General features: G+C 68.3%; 16 protein-coding genes. 8 read left to right on the top strand and 8 right to left on the bottom strand.

Features of this window, described 5'->3' with window-relative positions:
• Positions 1-130 precede the first annotated feature (130 nt).
• Positions 131-688, top strand: coding sequence for an STAS domain-containing protein (locus RJ05_RS28010; RefSeq protein ID WP_138445700.1), 558 nt, complete (start codon positions 131-133; stop codon positions 686-688).
• Positions 689-798: 110 nt separating this feature from the next.
• Here RJ05_RS28010 and RJ05_RS28015 read toward each other — a convergent pair whose 3' ends face one another.
• From RJ05_RS28015 to RJ05_RS28025, 3 genes are all read right to left on the bottom strand, one after another.
• Entirely contained in the window at positions 799-1,536 is a 738-nt protein-coding gene (locus tag RJ05_RS28015; RefSeq protein ID WP_234012248.1) for a PAS and ANTAR domain-containing protein, read from the bottom strand.
• 106 nt (positions 1,537-1,642) lie between these two features.
• Positions 1,643-2,227 (bottom strand): hemerythrin domain-containing protein, encoded by a 585-nt coding sequence (locus tag RJ05_RS28020; RefSeq protein WP_036542873.1) that lies wholly within the window; start codon positions 2,225-2,227, stop codon positions 1,643-1,645.
• Positions 2,228-2,239: 12 nt separating this feature from the next.
• The gene (locus tag RJ05_RS28025) at positions 2,240-3,127 is read right to left on the bottom strand and encodes a manganese catalase family protein (RefSeq protein ID WP_036542877.1); all 888 of its coding nucleotides are present in this window, start codon (positions 3,125-3,127) and stop codon (positions 2,240-2,242) included.
• Between the two features lie 273 nt (positions 3,128-3,400).
• Between RJ05_RS28025 and RJ05_RS31195 the strand changes: the two genes are divergently transcribed.
• Entirely contained in the window at positions 3,401-3,562 is a 162-nt protein-coding gene (locus tag RJ05_RS31195; protein ID WP_156090873.1) for a hypothetical protein, read from the top strand.
• A 653-nt stretch (positions 3,563-4,215) separates the two neighbouring features.
• Complete coding sequence (locus RJ05_RS28030; protein WP_051017035.1) at positions 4,216-5,172, top strand: hypothetical protein; 957 nt, start codon at positions 4,216-4,218, stop codon at positions 5,170-5,172.
• 54 nt (positions 5,173-5,226) lie between these two features.
• Here the strand turns inward: RJ05_RS28030 and RJ05_RS28035 are convergent, their stop codons facing one another.
• Complete coding sequence (locus RJ05_RS28035) at positions 5,227-6,084, bottom strand: polysaccharide deacetylase family protein (protein WP_036542881.1); 858 nt, start codon at positions 6,082-6,084, stop codon at positions 5,227-5,229.
• Positions 6,085-6,227: 143 nt separating this feature from the next.
• Positions 6,228-6,587 (bottom strand): hypothetical protein, encoded by a 360-nt coding sequence (locus RJ05_RS28040; protein WP_036542884.1) that lies wholly within the window; start codon positions 6,585-6,587, stop codon positions 6,228-6,230.
• 263 nt (positions 6,588-6,850) lie between these two features.
• Between RJ05_RS28040 and RJ05_RS28045 the strand changes: the two genes are divergently transcribed.
• Positions 6,851-7,477, top strand: a complete 627-nt coding sequence (locus RJ05_RS28045; protein ID WP_036542888.1) for a hypothetical protein — start codon at positions 6,851-6,853, stop codon at positions 7,475-7,477.
• A 111-nt stretch (positions 7,478-7,588) separates the two neighbouring features.
• Here RJ05_RS28045 and RJ05_RS28050 read toward each other — a convergent pair whose 3' ends face one another.
• Positions 7,589-9,238, bottom strand: coding sequence for an acyl-CoA synthetase (locus RJ05_RS28050; protein WP_036542891.1), 1,650 nt, complete (start codon positions 9,236-9,238; stop codon positions 7,589-7,591).
• 286 nt (positions 9,239-9,524) lie between these two features.
• Between RJ05_RS28050 and RJ05_RS28055 the strand changes: the two genes are divergently transcribed.
• A complete protein-coding gene (locus RJ05_RS28055) occupies positions 9,525-11,480 on the top strand; it encodes a GMC family oxidoreductase N-terminal domain-containing protein (protein ID WP_036542894.1) in 1,956 nt (651 codons plus the stop codon).
• 44 nt (positions 11,481-11,524) lie between these two features.
• Here the strand turns inward: RJ05_RS28055 and RJ05_RS28060 are convergent, their stop codons facing one another.
• Together RJ05_RS28060 and RJ05_RS28065 are read right to left on the bottom strand one after the other, a co-directional pair.
• Positions 11,525-11,797, bottom strand: a complete 273-nt coding sequence (locus tag RJ05_RS28060; RefSeq protein WP_036542897.1) for a MoaD/ThiS family protein — start codon at positions 11,795-11,797, stop codon at positions 11,525-11,527.
• Between the two features lie 4 nt (positions 11,798-11,801).
• A complete protein-coding gene (locus RJ05_RS28065; RefSeq protein WP_036542900.1) occupies positions 11,802-12,899 on the bottom strand; it encodes a WD40/YVTN/BNR-like repeat-containing protein in 1,098 nt (365 codons plus the stop codon).
• A 185-nt stretch (positions 12,900-13,084) separates the two neighbouring features.
• Here RJ05_RS28065 and RJ05_RS28070 point away from each other — a divergent pair, with 185 nt between their 5' ends.
• From RJ05_RS28070 to RJ05_RS28080, 3 genes are all read left to right on the top strand, one after another.
• Positions 13,085-13,708: a VldE C-terminal domain-containing protein gene (locus tag RJ05_RS28070; protein ID WP_051017038.1), complete on the top strand. Its 624-nt coding sequence runs from the start codon at positions 13,085-13,087 to the stop codon at positions 13,706-13,708.
• Between the two features lie 118 nt (positions 13,709-13,826).
• Positions 13,827-14,783: a hypothetical protein gene (locus RJ05_RS28075; RefSeq protein ID WP_036542903.1), complete on the top strand. Its 957-nt coding sequence runs from the start codon at positions 13,827-13,829 to the stop codon at positions 14,781-14,783.
• 79 nt (positions 14,784-14,862) lie between these two features.
• A complete protein-coding gene (locus RJ05_RS28080) occupies positions 14,863-16,350 on the top strand; it encodes a lipase maturation factor family protein (protein WP_081597599.1) in 1,488 nt (495 codons plus the stop codon).
• The last annotated feature ends 32 nt before the right edge of the window (positions 16,351-16,382 follow it).

Below are 16,382 nucleotides of genomic sequence, written 5' to 3' on the forward strand. Positions count from 1 at the left end.
CCGCGACGACGATTCATCCGATGACGACACCTTGATGCCGTAGACTGACCGGTACTTACTGGGTTTGCCTTCAGAATGCAGGGTGGCCTGATCAGGGCGCACAAGCGCACGGACCTGATTCGGGAGCATGATGGCACCACATTCCGAGTTCGAGACCACCCCGTCGCCGCGTCGTGAACTCTCGTCGCTGTGCGGGCACCCCGACCCGAAGGATCGGCTGGTGTGCTGCCGCCGCAGCCGCGGCCGATCGGTCGTGCTGTCGGTGCGCGGGGAGGCCGATGCCTTCACTCTGCCGGTATGGCGGCAGGAAATCGCCGAGGCCGCCGAGGATGCGCGCGCCAAGGGCGGCGGGTTGATCGTCGACACCACCCGGCTGAATTTCCTGTCCTGGCGGACCCTGGCCACCCTGGCCGAAGATGCCGAGCGCTTCGGGCGCGAGGGCGTGCCGGTATGCCTGGTCAATACCAGTTCGACGGTCTTCCGTCTCGCCGGCGCCGACGCGCGGGTGGCCCGGCTACCGATCCACTCCACCGTGGTGAGCGCGCTGACCCGGCTCGAGCTGGGCCGCCGCGGTTCACCGCCCCAGCTCGGTACCCGCCACCAGCAGGTGCGGACCGCCGTCGCGGATCCGCGGACAAGCGGGCGCGAGGACGGCTACAGCGCGGCCAACGGCCGCGGATCCGGCTGACTTCCACCATCGGCTGACCTGCGAACCACGCATCGCCCTTCGGTGCCACGCCACTCCGGCGGCACAGGCTTCCGGCGTGGTGCGCGAGCGCCGAGATCGGCTCGCAACTATCACGCGGAATCTTCGTCGGGTTGTCCGTCGGAGCCGCTGGGATCGAGCCGTGTCAGGCCGTCGTTGGACAGTCGCCGGTGCACGGTGAGCAGCAGGTGGTCGAACCGGGTGCGCTGCTGGGCCGGCGCCTCGCCGACCGTGGGGAGAGCCGCGACGAGCATCGCGGCGAAATCGCGGAGCTTGATGTTGGTTTCCTGGGACCGCCACCGCAGTACCCGGAAGGCTTCCTCGGCACCCAGACCGTAGATGAGCATCACCGCGCCCTTGGCCTGCTCGATCACACACCGGGCCTCGACGATGTCGGGAACGGTCTCGTCGAGGATTTCCTTGCGATGCACGTCGAAGGATCCGGTGACGTCCACGCAGTATCCGGTGGTGCCGACGACGGTGTCGCCGGCGACCAGCGGCTCGCCCACCACGATCACATGATGCTGCTGCCCGGCGGCATCCACGATGCGATGCCGGCTGGAGAACGGTTCACCGGTCGCGATGGCCTTCGCGATGCAACGCGCGACACCTTCGCGATCGTCGGGATGTTTGTGCGACAACAGCAGCTCGGTGCTGGGGACCACCTCGCCGGGTTCATAGCCGTACAACCGGGCGGCCTCGTCCGACCACTCCCAGCGTTCGTCGGCGAACCACAGCCGGATGATCCCCATGCGCTGTGGCTCACCCGCCACTGCCTCCAGCGGTTCGGCGGTGGTGCGTGAACCCAGATCCCTCCGCGTGCGGCACACGGCCCGATTATCGTCCTACCAGCCAGGACATGCCAGCACCAGCAGGACACGAAACTCCCCGCGCCCCGGCGCGGAGCCCGGCCGGGGCGGGGAAGGGATCCCGTTGTCAGGTCGGCGGCGGGTCCGGTGGCTGGTGCGAGCGACGCCCGGAGAGCAGGTCACGCGCCTTGTCCAGGACCGCAGCCGCCAGTCCGGCCGACTTCTGCGCACCGCCGGTGGAGGGCGTCGCCGGATGCGGCCTCGTCGGTGCGGTCTTCTTGGCCAGCGCCATCCGGTCACCGAGTTCGTCGAGGGTCTGTGCCGGCGCGGACTGGCGCATTCGGGGCCAGACCTGGTTCTGCTCGAACTCGATGTGTTCGCGGACCCCGACGATGAAGAGGTTGAGCGCTCGCTCGAATTCGGCGGACCCGGCCTCGGTGCTGTCGATCTTCTGTAGCAGGTGCTTGGCCGAGTCCTCTTGGCGCAGTGCGTGATCGGCGAGTTCGTCGCCGTCGGGCAGGGCTCGGCGCACCTCGGGCCAGAAGTATTGCTCTTCGACGGCCTCGTGCTGGGAAGCCGCCATCACCAGGCTGGTGGCGAGGTCCTTGCGGGCCTCGAGGTCGGCGGCGCTGGTGCCGCGACCTCGTTCCAGCGTTTCGATCATGCCGAGCACGCTCTCGTGATCGGTGCGGAGAAATGCCAACGCGTCCATTCTCGATGCTCCTCAGGTGGGCATGTGCTGCTCATGGGTGAACGGCTTGGTGCCCGCGATGGCCGGACTGCCCTCGGGGTTGGCGGTGGGGCCCTGGTTGTCGCGCTGGGAGGTGCCCAGCCAGTCGCGAACCGGGTCCTCGACGTATTCCCATTCCACGCCCTGCGGCCACGGACCCTGGCCCTCGTTCCACGGCCCACGACTGGAATCGCCGTCGGACATGTTGAACGCCAGATTCTGGAAGCGATCATCACCGGGTTGCGCGCCGGGAGGAAAGTTGACCGGCAGCTCGTTGAGCGCCGCGGTGAACTGCTGGAAATGAGCGACCTCACGGGTCATCAGGAAGGTCAGCGTGTCCTGAACACCCGGATCGTCGGTGAACTGCTTGAGGTATTCGTAGACGATCTTCGCCCGCGATTCGGCGGCGAGGTTGCTGCGCAGATCCACCGAGGGTTCACCGTTGGAATTGACGTAGGAACCCGACCACGGAACGCCGGCGGAGTTGCCGACGTCGGGGCCGCCGCCGCGAAGCGCGAAGAACAGCGGATCCGCCGCGACATGGTGAATGGCCTGCTCACGCTCGCCATTGCTGGACACCACCGGCATCCAGTCGCAGCGCTCGTTGGCCTGTTTCAGATCGTCGTTGAGCCCGTCCAGCAGCATGGTGATCATCGACCCGACGATCTCGAGGTGGCTGAATTCCTCGGTCGCGATGTCCATGAACAGGTCATACATCTTCGGATGTTTGCGGCGGAGCACGAAGGCCTGGCTGAAGTACTGCATCGCGGCCTTGAGCTCGCCGTTGGCTCCGCCGAACTGCTCCTGCAACAGCGTCGCGAAACGCGGGTCCGGCTCGTTGACCCGTACTTCGAACTGGAGGTCTTTGTTGTGGATGAACATCGTTCTCCTCGACGGTCGTTGTGGGCATAACGGTGACCGGCTACCCGGTCGAGGCCAGGGAAAACACCGCCTCGCGAGCGGCGGCCGTGGCCGGGCGGAAACTGCTGCGGCGGCGCAGCGAAATCCTGTGCGTCGAGGCGAAGGTCCTGCTTCAATTAGCTATCCGGCAAGGGCGATTGCCGGGAGTGGAGGGTGGGCGATGGCTCCGCAGGCGACTCGAACGACTCTCGGTGGTTCTGCTGCGGCACGGGGTGACCGGGGGAGACCACGGCTGTGGATCGCACCGACGTTCGCGATTGCCGCCGCGTCGGTGTTGATCTGCGCGGGATGCGGTACGACCCCTCCTACCACTCGCACGCCACCGCCTCCCGCTGGTGCGTCGTCGGTCGCGACGACGCCGAACGATCCGGCGATCGCGACGACGCCCAATGGTGATCCCGGGAATCCGCCTGGCGGTCAGCCACCACACCGGGGACCGGGGACCGGTGGGCCGCCGCCTGTTCCAGGGCAGCCTAATCGTGGTGGCGGTGGTGGCGTGCCCGTGGCGCCGATAAAGATCCAGCAGCCAGGGTTTATGCAGGAGGCCCCGATCGACGAGGTGGTTGCGTGGGTGCGGGCCAGAATAAATGAGCAGTGCGACGAATGCGTCAAAGTGACGACGGCCGTGACGCAGAACGACCGGTATACGCAATGCCAGTACACCGGCGAGCTGTCCGGCGGCGACCCTGTACCTCCGTCTGAGGGTGACGGGGCGAGAAGTTTCATGCTTGTCACCCCCGGCAGCACCATTGTGCTGATGACGGGGTCGAGATCGTGTGGGACAGAAGGTTCTGGTGAGGGCGGGTCTGGTGGTTCGGGTGGGGGCGAGACCGGTGGGTCCGGTGGGGGCGAGGACGGTGGTTCGGGCGAGGGCGAGGACGGTGGTTCCGGTGAGGGCGAGACCGGTGGTTCCGGTGAGGGCGGGACCGGTGGTTCCGGCGAAGGTGGCGGCGAGACCGGAGGTTCCGGTGAGGGCGGGGCAGGTGGTTCCGGCGGGAGCGGGACCGGCGGCTCTGGCGAGGGTGTGACCGAGACCCCCGAGACCGGTGATGGCGCAGCAGCTCCCTGAACCAGCGCCCGGCGACGCAGGCCCGGACAGCGGCACGCCTTCCTCGTCTCCGTTCCACGGATTCGGCAAGGTAGCGGCGACTTTCGGCCAGTTCGTCGCACCGACGACGTTGCTGACCGCACTGCTGTTCTACTTCGGCTGGAACCACGTCTACTGGTTCTTCCGCCACTTCGGGGTCGAATCGGCGACTCTGCATCCGAGCATCACCGACTACCTGATGCGCAGCGTGGATGCGTTGTTCGTCCCGCTGATCGTCGCCGGGGTGATCTGCATGGGCCTGACATGGGGATATCTCGCCCTACCGGAATCGGTGCGCGGCGCGCCGCCCAGTCGGTGGTTCTTGCGGGCGTTGACCGCGGTCGCGGTGCTGGTGCTGGCTTTCGGGTTGAGCCGGTTGTTTTTCGTGTTCCCGCTCAACAACATGCTCGGCGCTGCGCCGCTCTCGGTGATCGCGGGAGTCGGGTTGCTCTGGTACGTCGTGCTGCAACGCAGGCAGCAGTTGCGTGACCGTGATCCGGAGGCGCCGCCGCGCTCGGAAGCGGCGGCGGTGATCGAGTGGACGATCCTGTTCGTCGTCGTCGGCATCAGCCTGTTCTGGATCGCGACCGACTATTCGGCGGCCGTCGGCAGTTCCCGCGCCCAACTGTCAACCGCCGAAATCCCCTACAGCCCAGGTGTTGTCGTCTACAGCGAGAAGGACCTGCACCTGTCCAGCGCCGACGTCCGCAAAGTCGCCTGCGACCCGGTCGAGAACTCCGGCTACCGATTCCGCTACGACGGCCTGGTCATGCTCACCCACATCGGCGATCAATACGTCCTGCTCCCACGCAACTGGCCCACCCACCGCGGCGCCGCCATCGTCCTGCCCGCCTCCGCACCCGGCGCCATCCGCTTCGAATTCCGCCTGTCCGACAACCCGGCCGGCGCCCGCTGCTGACCATTCGTGGCTGAGCGCACGCCACCGCGCCGGGATGTTCGCAGAAGCCTGAGCTCAGCCCCGAGTTGTTGCCGCGTAGTGTTCGGCGATCTCATCGCTGGTAGTGAGCCAGACGCCGTGGTGGCTTGCGATGTATTCCAGGGCCTGGTCGAGGTATTTGGCGCGGTAGGGCTGGCCGGTGACGAACGGGTGCAGGGCCAGGGCCATGACGCGGCCGCTGTGCGCGGAATCGGCGTAGAGCTGGTCGAACTGGTCGGTCACGATCTGCACGAAGTCGGGGCCGGTGAAGCTTTTCATCGTGAACAGGCCGAGGTCGTTGAGTTCCACCGAGTAGGGGACGCTCAGCAGGCCGGGCACGTTCAGGCGGAACGGTTGATCGTCGGCGGTCCAGTCGAGCAGGTAGGTGAGGCCGAGTTCGGCGAGGATCTCGGGGGTGTCGAAGGTTTCGCTGAGGGCGGGGCCGAGCCAGCCGCGCGGGCGCTGCCCGGTCGCCTTCTCGATGGTGGTGACCACGTCGGTCAGGTAGGCGCGCTCGTCCTCGACCGCCGACTGCACCGTGGCGTTGTCTCGGCCGTGCGCCAGCCACGCCCAGTCGCGTTGCTGCCCGGCCCCGATGAGCTGCGGATACTTCTCGCACACCGCCGAATTGACCAGCGCACTGGCCCGGATGCCGTGCCGGTCGAGGATTTCGGCGACCCGCCAGAAACCCACCCGCGGCCCGTAATCGCGCCACCCGTGGTTCAGTGGGTCCGGCACCAGTCCGGCGGTGGCCTCATTGAGGCTGGTGGCCGGTGCGCCCACGGGGAAGTGCTCGATGTTCAGGCCGACGTAGAACGCGACGCGGGCCCCACCGGGCCACTGGATCGGTTCCCGATCGACGATCGGGCTGTAGTCGTAGAGCGCGTTGTCCATCCGTGGTCCTTCCGATGACGCGCCTGCACCGCTGACAGACACCATGGCGACGGTAGGCGCCAGGACCGGTGAGCGCGAGCGCTACAGCCGACGCGAACAGGACCGAACGCGACACCGCGCGGGAGCATCGATTCGGCGGCAACTCACAGCCAGGCCGCACCCCACGGATCGCGCCACGCCGATTCGGGCACCTCGAACACCGCCGCTTCCCCGCGGTCGGCGAGCACGCTCAGCAGCGCCGATGCCGGGACGGTCAGACCCGCGATATGCCCGGGCAGGGTGAACACCATGCGGGCCCGGGCACGTCGGCATTCGTGCACCAGATCCAGAAACGCTCCGGGCACGATCGAGGCGAGATCGGTCCGTTCGTGGAAGATGGCGGCCATATCGAATCCCATCCGCTGGGCGATGGCGATCAGGCGTTGATCGCAGCGGCGGAGTTCGACGTCGACGAGCAGTTCGTCGCGCAGATACCCGTAAGCCAGGGGAGACAGGGCTGTCACGGTCAGTTCACCACCTTCGATGGCCCCGGACCCGACGTGGCAGGTGTCTCGTAGGGGCCGTGTGGCCCGGGGCCGACCCCCGTCATTGCGGGTCTGTTCTCAATGTAAGGCGGCGTATCGGCTGCTCACCGCGTCGTCGACAGATCTTGTGACCGCTCCCAGCGCTGCGGTGCCCGCATTGTCGTTCGATCGCGCGGTGCTGCGTAGCCCGATCCGAACGGGGTATGCGATACCCACATCAGCTATCGATGATTGGAGGCGTCATGACCGACGTCGACGGCAATGTTTCGACCGCACAGGGCAGCCGGTTGCGGATTCCGCGCAGCCGCGGGGCCGTAGGTGGGCTGGTGGTGCTGCTGCTGGGAATCTGGGGCGCGCTCATCCCGTTCATCGGCCCGTACTTCGACTTCACCTACACACCCGACGATCCCTGGGTGTGGACGGCGGCGCGCGGCTGGTTGCAGGTGCTGCCCGGCGTAGCGGCGATCGTCGGCGGCCTGCTCATGTTGATGAGCAGGAACCGCGTGGTGGCCAGTTTCGGCGGCTGGCTGTCGGTGGCGGCGGGCGTGTGGTTCGTGATCGGGCCGGTGCTGGCCGATCTGCTGCGGCTCGGCGATATCGGCGAGCCGGTCGCGACATCCGACCTGAAGCGCGCGCTGCTGCAATTGACCTTCTTCTACGGTCTGGGCGCGCTGATCCTGTTCTTCGCCGCGACCTCGCTGGGGCGGTTGTCGGTGCGCAGCGCACGCGACATCGCCTTCGCCCAGCGGGAGGTGGCGGCGGGGACGGCCGGGCGCCGCGTCGACGAACCGGTGGTTCCCGTCGACGCTGCCGAGGCCGAGCACCGCAGGGGGTGGCGTAAGCCCGATATGCGGCATCGGCCCGTGTAGTAATCGGCATCCGAGCAATACGCCCAGCACGGCGTCGGGCGCAGAGCGGCCGGCGCCGTGACAGCGCGCCCTGCTCCCGACGCCCCCATGCGGCACGGGCGCAGGGCAGGCTCAGCTCTCGGCGGCCTGGGCGATCAACTGACGGCGCAGCAGCTTGCCGGTCGCATTGCGTGGCAGTTCGTCGATGACGCTGACCTCGCGCGGCACCTTGTGCCGGGCCAGATGGGCCTTGACGTAATCCCGGATCTCCTGCGGCTCGACGGTGGCGCCACTGGCCGGGACGACATAGGCGTGCAGCCGCTGGCCGAAGTCACGGTCGGCGACCCCGATGACGGCGGCTTCGAGGATGTCGGCCCGTTCGGTGAGCAGGTTCTCCACTTCCGAGGGATAGACGTTCTCGCCGCCGGAGATGATCATCTCGTCGTCGCGTCCGTCGATGAACAGCCGGCCCTCGGTGTCGAAATGCCCGACATCGCCGGAGGAGAGCAGGCCGTCGACGATCTCCTTGTTCCGGCCGTCGGTGTAGCCGCTGAAGCTCAGTCCGCTGGAGACGAAGATCGTGCCGACGACGCCAGGGGTGGTCACCTTGTTGCGATTCTCGTCGTAGATCGCGACGCGGCAGCCCACCGGCGGACGGCCGACGGTGCCCGGCGCCACCCGCATATCGTGTGGTGTCGCGACCGCGGCGACGGCGACTTCGGTGGAGGCGTAGAGGTTGTAGAGCACATCTCCGAAAGCCTCGGCGGTGCGCCGGCTCAGGTCCGGCGATACGGCGGATCCGGCGGCGAAGATCACCCGCAGCGCGGACGTGTCGTAGCGGCCGAGCACGTCGGGGCCGAGGTCGAGAATCCGTTGCAGCATGGTGGGCACGACCACGAGCGTCGCGGCCCGGTGGGTGGCGACGGCCGCGAGGGTGCGTTCGGCGTCGAACTTGCGCTGCTGGAAGACGACCGTATTGCCCAGTGCCCAGCCCAGCGTGAACTGCGACAGGCCGGTGCCGTGGAAGATCGGCGCGGCCATCACCATCGTGTGGTCGCGGGGCAGCGGCACCCGGTCCAGGAATTGGGCTGATTGCAGTGGCGGCACCTTGTCGCGGGGCGCGCCTTTCGGGGTTCCGGTGGTGCCGCTGGTGAGGATGACCATGCCGCCGGGACGCTTCGGCTTGCGCGGCGGCGTGGTGGAGCCGGTGGCGACGAGCGTGTCGAGCGTTCGCGCCGTGCCGGGAGCAGGGGTCGAGTCGACCCACGACAGATAGCGGGGCACTTCAGGCGGGATCTGGGCGAGCACAGCGTCGAACTCTTGGTCGTGCACGATGGCGCGGATGTTTTCGCGCCGGGCCACTTCGGCCAGCTGCGGTGCGGCGAACCCGGTGTTCAGCAACACGATGCGGGCGCCGAGTTTGCCCGCGGCGAGCAAGGTCAGCACCATGCCGCGGTGATCGCGGCACAGTGCGCCGATCACCTGGCCCGGCGCGAGCCCCTCGGCGCTGAGCGCATGGGTCAGCGCGTTCGATTGTTTGTCGAGCTCGTCGAAGGTGAGCGGCCCGCGCTCGTCGACGATGGCGATCCGCGCCGGATCGCGGCGCAGGCCGTGGCGCAGCACGGTGACGAATGGGCCGAAGACCGCCGCGTCGCGCAGGGTCCGGACCATATCGGCCGGACGGCGCGGGTCGATCATGCCCCGCCGGGTGAGGACCGCGAGCGCTGTGGCCGCATCGGTGACAGGGCGCAGTGCCGCGGGGGTGGTGGCTCTCAATGCCATCGGCAGTCTCCAGTCGTACGTTCGGTGGGCATCGCCTGCTCATGTAAAGAATTATCATTAACTTATCTCGGTGTCGCCGGTAGCGGAGGTCATTCCGCCGAGATTGTTCCGACGGTCCGGGCATTGCAGTGATGGTCCGCTACTCGCGTACTGACGTGCCGCGAGCCGCTACTTGCCGCACGGTCGCATAACCGCGCGAGGTGGCGAGGGCGCCGAGAATTTCCGTTAAGTTAACAAGGTCCGTCCGTCCGTGGTAGAACACACCCACCAGTACGAAGGGGTGTGCATGGAACCCACAGCACGGCAGCGCGCGGCGCTCGGCCTGATCTGCGATACGTTCGCGCCGGGCGACGGCCAGGGCATGCCCTCGGCGAGCGAACTGGGTGCGATCGATACCGTTGTGCGGATGCTCGAACGCAATCCGCGCGAAGCCGAGACCAAACAGCTGATGACGTTGCTGAACCTATGGGATTCGCGGGTGTTCGGCCTGCTGTCGGGCAGCGGCCCGCGGCGATTCTCGGCGCTCTCGCCTGCCGAACGCGAGCAGGCGATGCTGCGCCTCGGCGACTCCCGGTTCGCGGTCAAGCGCACACTGTTCCATGCCTTGAAATCGGCGGCCTTGCTCGCCTACAACGTCACTCCCGGCCCCACCGGGGCGAATCCGCTGTGGAAGCAGATGGGCTACCCGGATCCGCCCGGCCCTCGGGTCGCCGCCGCGGCACCGCCGCTCGAGCCACTGCGACCGGCCGAGCCGACGACCCTCACCTGCGATGTGGTCGTCGTCGGCTCCGGCGCCGGCGGCGGCACGGCGGCCGCGGTGCTGGCCGAGGCGGGACTCGATGTGGTGGTGCTCGAACGCGGGGAGTACTACGACGACCGCGATTTCGGTACCGGCGAGCGGGACGGTCTGCTGCGGCTCTACGCCCCCGGCCCGCAGGCCACCGCCGAGGGCCAGCTGACCCTCGCGGCGGGCAGCTGCCTCGGCGGCGGCACCGTCGTCAACTGGAGCACCTCGCTGCCCACCCCGGACGATGTCCGCGCGGAATGGGCCGAGTTGGGCGTACCGCAGTTCACCACAACGGAATTCGACGACGCGCTGGCCGTGGTGCAGCAGCGGCTCGGTGTGAACCGCGACCACTCGCCGCTGTCGGCGCGCGACGCCGTGCTCGAACGCGGTGCCACCGCGCTCGGCTGGGATGTCGACACCTTGCCGCGCAACGTCTCCGATGCCTGCGACGCCGGCACCGACTGCGGCAGCTGCGGCTACGGATGCCGCCTCGGCGCCAAACAGTCGGTGACCAAAACCTGGCTCCACGATGCCGCGAGCCGCGGCGCCCGCTTGGTCGTCGACGCGAATGTGCGCGCGATCGCGGTGAAAAACGGTCGCGCCCAAGGAGTTACGGCGGTAACCGGCAGCGGGGTCCGCGTCGACGTGCGGGCCCGAGCGGTGGTCGTTGCCGCCGGCGCGATCCAGACCCCGGCCCTGCTGCGGCGCTCCGGCCTGCGCGGCGACGCCATCGGCCGCTATCTGCGCCTGCATCCGGCGGCCGCCGTGTACGGGGTCTTCGACGAGGAGATCAGGCCATGGGAGGGCGGGTTGCAGACCCGGATCTGCCGCCATGACCAGAATCTGGACGGGCGCGGCTACGGCGTCATCTACGAAACCGGGCCGGTGCAGCCAGGTCTGGCGGTCGGCTTCATGAATTGGCGGGGCGCGGCCGCGCACCGGACGCGGATGCTCGACCTCGCCCACACCGGTGTCGTCGGCGTCATCACCCGCGACCGCGACCACGGCAGCGTCAGCATCGACCGCAGCGGTGAAGCCGTGGTCTCCTACCGGCTGTCCGACTACGATCGCGCGCACCTGCGCACCGGAATCAGCGGTGCGGCACAGATTCTCGAAGCGGCAGGCGCGCGACGCATCTTCTCCGGGCATCAGGCCGGAGTCGGCTACGAGCCGGGAGTTCGCGGATCGCATGCGGAGTTCGTCGCCGCGGGCGATGCGGCGGGCTACGGCCCTGGCCAGTGTGCGATGGCGGCGTTGCACATCATGGGCTCGGCCCGGATGGGCGGTTCCCGCCGGACCTCGGCGACCGATCCGGACGGCGCGACGTGGGAGGTGCCGAACATCGTGGTCGCCGACGCGTCCTGCTTCCCGACCTCGTCGGGGGTGAATCCGATGGTGACGATCGAGGCCATCGCCTACATGAACGCCAAACGTCTGGCGGCTCGACTGGTCTGAACAGGACACCCTGATCCGGGACCGAACGCCTGCGTATCGGTGGGCTATCCGCCCGCCACCGCGGGAATGATCATCACCTCGCTGCCGGACGTCAACGGAGTGTCGATCCCGTCGAGGGTGCGGCATTCATCGCCGTCGACATAGAAATTCACGTACCGCCGCAACCGTCCGCTCTCATCACGCAGCCGCCGCTCCAGCGCGGGGAACCGTTCGCGCAGCTCGTCGAGCAGGGTGCGCAACGACGCCGCGTCGAGCTCGAGTTCCCGCTCCCCACCCACATACGGTCGCAACACCGACGGCAGCCGCACGGTCGCCACGCCGCTATCCGATCACCGCGGCGCGCACGCACAGCACGTCGGGCAGCTTGTCGGCCACGAGTTGCCAGTGGTCGCCTTCGTCGGGGCTGCAATAGACCTCGCCGTTGCGGGTGCCGACATAGATGCCCGCGGGGTCGGCGTCGTCGGCGCACATGGCGTCACGCATGACCGCTGCCCAGAACGGCACCTGCGGCAGGCCGTCGGTCAGCGCGGACCAGGTGTCGCCGCCGTCTTCGCTGCGGTAGACCGCGCAGCGGGCCTCCGGCGGGAAACGGAACCGCTCCATCTCCGCATCCAGCGGGAAGGTGTAGATCACGCCGGGACGGCGCGGATGCGCGACGATCGGGAACCCGAAGTTCGATGGCGGCAGTCCGGCGTCGATGCGCTGCCAGCTCAGGCCGTCGTCGACGCTGCGGAACACACCGCCATGGTTTTGCAGATACAGGGTGCTCGGGGATTCGGCATCGCGGGCCACCTTGTGCACGCATTGGCCCCACTCCGGCACCTCGTCCGGCATGAAGTCGGCGGTCACGCCCTTGTTCGTCGGCGTCCACGACGCTCCGCCGTCGCCGCTCTGGTAGACCCCGCCGGTGGAGATGGCGACGGCGAGCCGCTGGTGGTCAGAAGGATGCGCGAGGATCGTGTGCAGCGCTAGCCCGCCGCCGCCCGGCTGCCACTGCGGCCGATGCGGATGCTCCCACAGGCCGCGGACCAGCTCGAATGTTCGTCCGCCGTCGGTGGAACGGAACAGAGCAGCCGGTTCGACGCCCGCGTACACGACCTCGGGTTCGGCGGCCGTGGCCGGAGCGATCTGCCAGACCCCTTCCAAGGCGGCTCCGGTGTCCTCCGGGAACGCCAGCGGTGCGTCGTCCGGCTCGGTCCAGGTCTCGCCGAGATCGTCGCTGGAGACCATCGTCGGCCCGAAATGGCTGTTGAGCACGCCGGCGAGCAAGCGCGGGCGCGCGCCTCTGGTGTCGATGGCCAGCGCTTTCACATCGGCGACCGGGAACTGAGGAGTGCTCACCTCCCAGCTCGACCGGCCGTCGGCACTGCGCGCCAGGAACAGGCCCTTGCGCGTTCCGATTCCGAGCATCACGTCCATCGCCGACCTCCAAGGGTCACCGCCACGCCGACGGGTGTGAGCGTACTCCCGGGCGCGCCCGGACCCGCCCGAAACAGGCCGAGGCGACACCCGCGACCGCACCGGCGTCGACCGACGTGACATTTCCGCGATGGTTTCGTAATCTAGCCGTGATCTGTTCCCGAGAGAGGCGGTGGTCGAGTTTCATGCCCGGTCAACATCGCAAACCGGCCGCAACCCGAAAACTCGCGCCACTGGCCGTCTGCGGCGTCGCGGCCACCGTCATCGGCATCGTGTCGGTGGAGATGGGATCCACGCAGGCCGCGCAGCCCGCACCGGTCGCCGATTCTCGGCCGGAACCGGCCAGGGACCAGGCACCGGCGGCCGCGCCCGCACGGCCTGCCCCCGCTCCGGTCCAGCAGGTGGCAGCCGCCGATCCGGCCCTGGTGGCCAAGGTCGCGAGCCAGCACACACCGTGCTCATCCGTCCTGGCCGGCGCACTTCCGCATGTGGCGCAAGTCGGCAATCTGATCGGTAAGACCTTCGCCGTCGCCGACATCGGCGGCGCCATCGGCCGCGGCAACGACGATCACGGCGCGGGCCTCGCCCTGGACTTCATGACCTCCGATCCCGCACACGGAGACGCCATCGCGAACTTCGTGCTGGCGAACAAACAGCGATTCGGCGTGACCTACGTGATCTGGCAGCAGCGCTACAACGACGGCAGCGGGTGGTCGTTCATGGAAGACCGCGGCAGCGCCACCGCCAACCACTACGACCACGTGCACGTATCGTTCGCGCCCACCGCGGACGTGAACCTCATCTGCTGATCCCACATTCGGAGTTGCTGCGGGAGCGTCTGTTACTGCTCGGCGGTCCGGGGTAGTCACGGTAACGGTGCAGCGTCGCGCCGACCCATACCGGATCTTCCGAAGGGACGAGACCCGCATGAGCAACACCACAACGCTTCTGGCGCAGCTACGCGCTGTCCTCGACCTCACCAACACCGAAATCCAGATCGCCGAAACCCGGCGCGCGCAGGCCCGCACCGAGGCGGTGCAACGCGAACTGTCCGAGAACGCCGACAACGCACGCGCCCGCGCCGAGGCCATCGAAGCCGCCGTGCGCGAACTCGGCGGTGTACCACCGCTGATCGGCCCGTTCCTCGGCCGCGCGGCCGCCGCGATCAAGGCGATGGTCGAACAGGCCCAGCCGTTCGACGAAGCCCTGCTCGGTGATCTCACCCTCGAACACCAGCTCCTCGATCGCGCCCGCTACATCAAGGCCCTCGCCACGGCCGATAAACAGGCAGACATCGTCGCCCTGGCCGACCGGCTGATCACCGCGCATTCGGCGACCGTCGACTGGCTGACCACGGTGCTGGCCGAGGACGCCCTCGGCGGCCCCGCCGCCCTGCGCCGCACCCCGCTACAAGCGGCCACAGGCACCGCGGTGAAGCTGGTCAACCTGCCGGTGACCTGGTCGGCCCGCAGCCTCGACCGGGTGGTGGACACCGTCCGCGCCACCCCGCCCGCGCTCGGCGACCTGCTCGCCCAGGGCGCACACGCCGGCGATGTCGCGGTCAGGACGCTCACCGCGTCCCGTGATGCGGCACTCGAGACCGCTGAGCGGGTGGTCCGGCGCGAGGGCGCGGAGTCGGCCGCCGATGCCGTGCACTCGCTGCGCGCCGTCACCGGAATCCTCGAGCCGGAGGAGTTGCCGATCGAGGATTACGACGACCTCAACGTCGGCGAGGCGGTGGCCGCGATCAAGGAGCTCACCGATCCGGCCGACGTGCGCGCGATCGTCGCCTACGAGGAGGCGAACAAGAACCGGCAGGGCGTGGTGTCGGCGGCCCAGACCCGGCTGGCCGGGATCGCGCAGGAGGTCACCGGTATCACCTGAGCGGGCGTTCCGGAAGAACACCGCCCGATCAGGTGTTCTCCTTGACAGACGGTGATATCGACACGTAGGCGATCGGGCGATGTTCGGGTTCTACGACTCCGGCTACGTACTGGCCCGGCTGATCTTCGAGCGACTGCTCGGGCTGGTGTACCTGGTTGCCTTCCTGTCGACGCTGGCCCAGTTCCGGGCACTGTGTGGCGAACACGGATTGCTGCCGGCCCGCCGGTACCTGCGAGCCGCCGGTTTCCGGCGCGCGCCCAGCCTGTTCCAGCTGCACTACTCCGATCGGATGGCGGTATGGCTGGCCGGGCTGGGCGCCGTGTTGTCCGCGGCCGTGGTGGCCGGTGTGCTTGATGTGGTGCCGCTGCCAGTGGCCATGGCGATCTGGGCGAGCCTGTGGGTGCTGTATCTGTCGTTCGTGCACGCCGGGCGCGCGTTCTACGGTTTCGTCTGGGAGATGCTGCTGCTGGAAGTCGGGTTCCTGGCGATCTTCCTGGGCAACGCCGATACCGCGCCGCCGATCCTGGTGGTGTTCCTGCTGCGCTGGGTGCTGCTGCGGCTCGAGGTCGGCGCCGGCCTGATCAAGATCCGCAACGACCCGGCCTGGCGCAACCTCACCGCCCTCTACTATCACCACGAGACCCAGCCGCTGCCGAACCGGTTCAGCTGGTATTTCCACCATCTGCCCAAGCCGATCCACCGCCTGGAAGTGCTGGGAAACCATGTCGCGCAGCTGATCGTGCCCTTCGGGCTGCTGTGCCCGCAGCCGATCGCGACGGTGTCGGCGGCGATCATCATCGTGACGCAGCTGTGGTTGATGGTCAGCGGGAATTTCGCCTGGCTGAATCTGCTGACGATCACGCTGGCCACTCTCGCCCTCGACGGCCGGTTGCTGAACGCGATCCTGCCCTTCGAGCCGGCGCCGGCCTCGGACGGACCGGTCTGGTTCACCGTCCTCGTGACCGTGGTCGCCGTGGTGATGGTGGCGTTGAGCTGGGCGCCGGTACGCAATATGGTCTCGCGCAACCAGGTGATGAACGCCGCCTTCAACCGCTTCTATCTCGGCAACACCTACGGCCTGTTCGGCCACATCACCCGCACCCGGTTCGAGATCGTGATCGAAGGCACCGATGACGACCCCGACGCCGACCCGACGTGGAAGCCCTACGAGTTCAAGGGCAAACCCGGCACACCCACCCGGCGGCCACGCCAGGTGGCGCCCTATCACCTGCGGCTGGACTGGATGATGTGGTTCGCGGCGATGTCGAGCCGCTACGCCGAAACCTGGTTCCTGAGCCTGATGGTCAAGCTGCTGCACGGCGACGCGGCGACCCTGCGTCTACTCGGCGCCAATCCGTTCCCGGGGCGTCCGCCGAAATACGTGCGCGCCCTGCTGTACATCTACCGGTTCACCTCCCGCGCGCAGCGGCGCCGGACCGGGGCCTGGTGGTCACGCGAGCTGATCGACGAATACCTTCCGCCGGCCGCCCTGCCCACCACCCAGGCCGGCGTGGACCGGCCCGCGGCTTCCGAGGACCAGGAGGACGCGGGCCGCGACGCTCATTGATGACCGGTGCGCGCCCCGGTGTCGACGACCAG

The organism is Nocardia cyriacigeorgica NBRC 100375, assembly GCF_000308555.1.
Taxonomy (GTDB): domain Bacteria; phylum Actinomycetota; class Actinomycetes; order Mycobacteriales; family Mycobacteriaceae; genus Nocardia; species Nocardia cyriacigeorgica.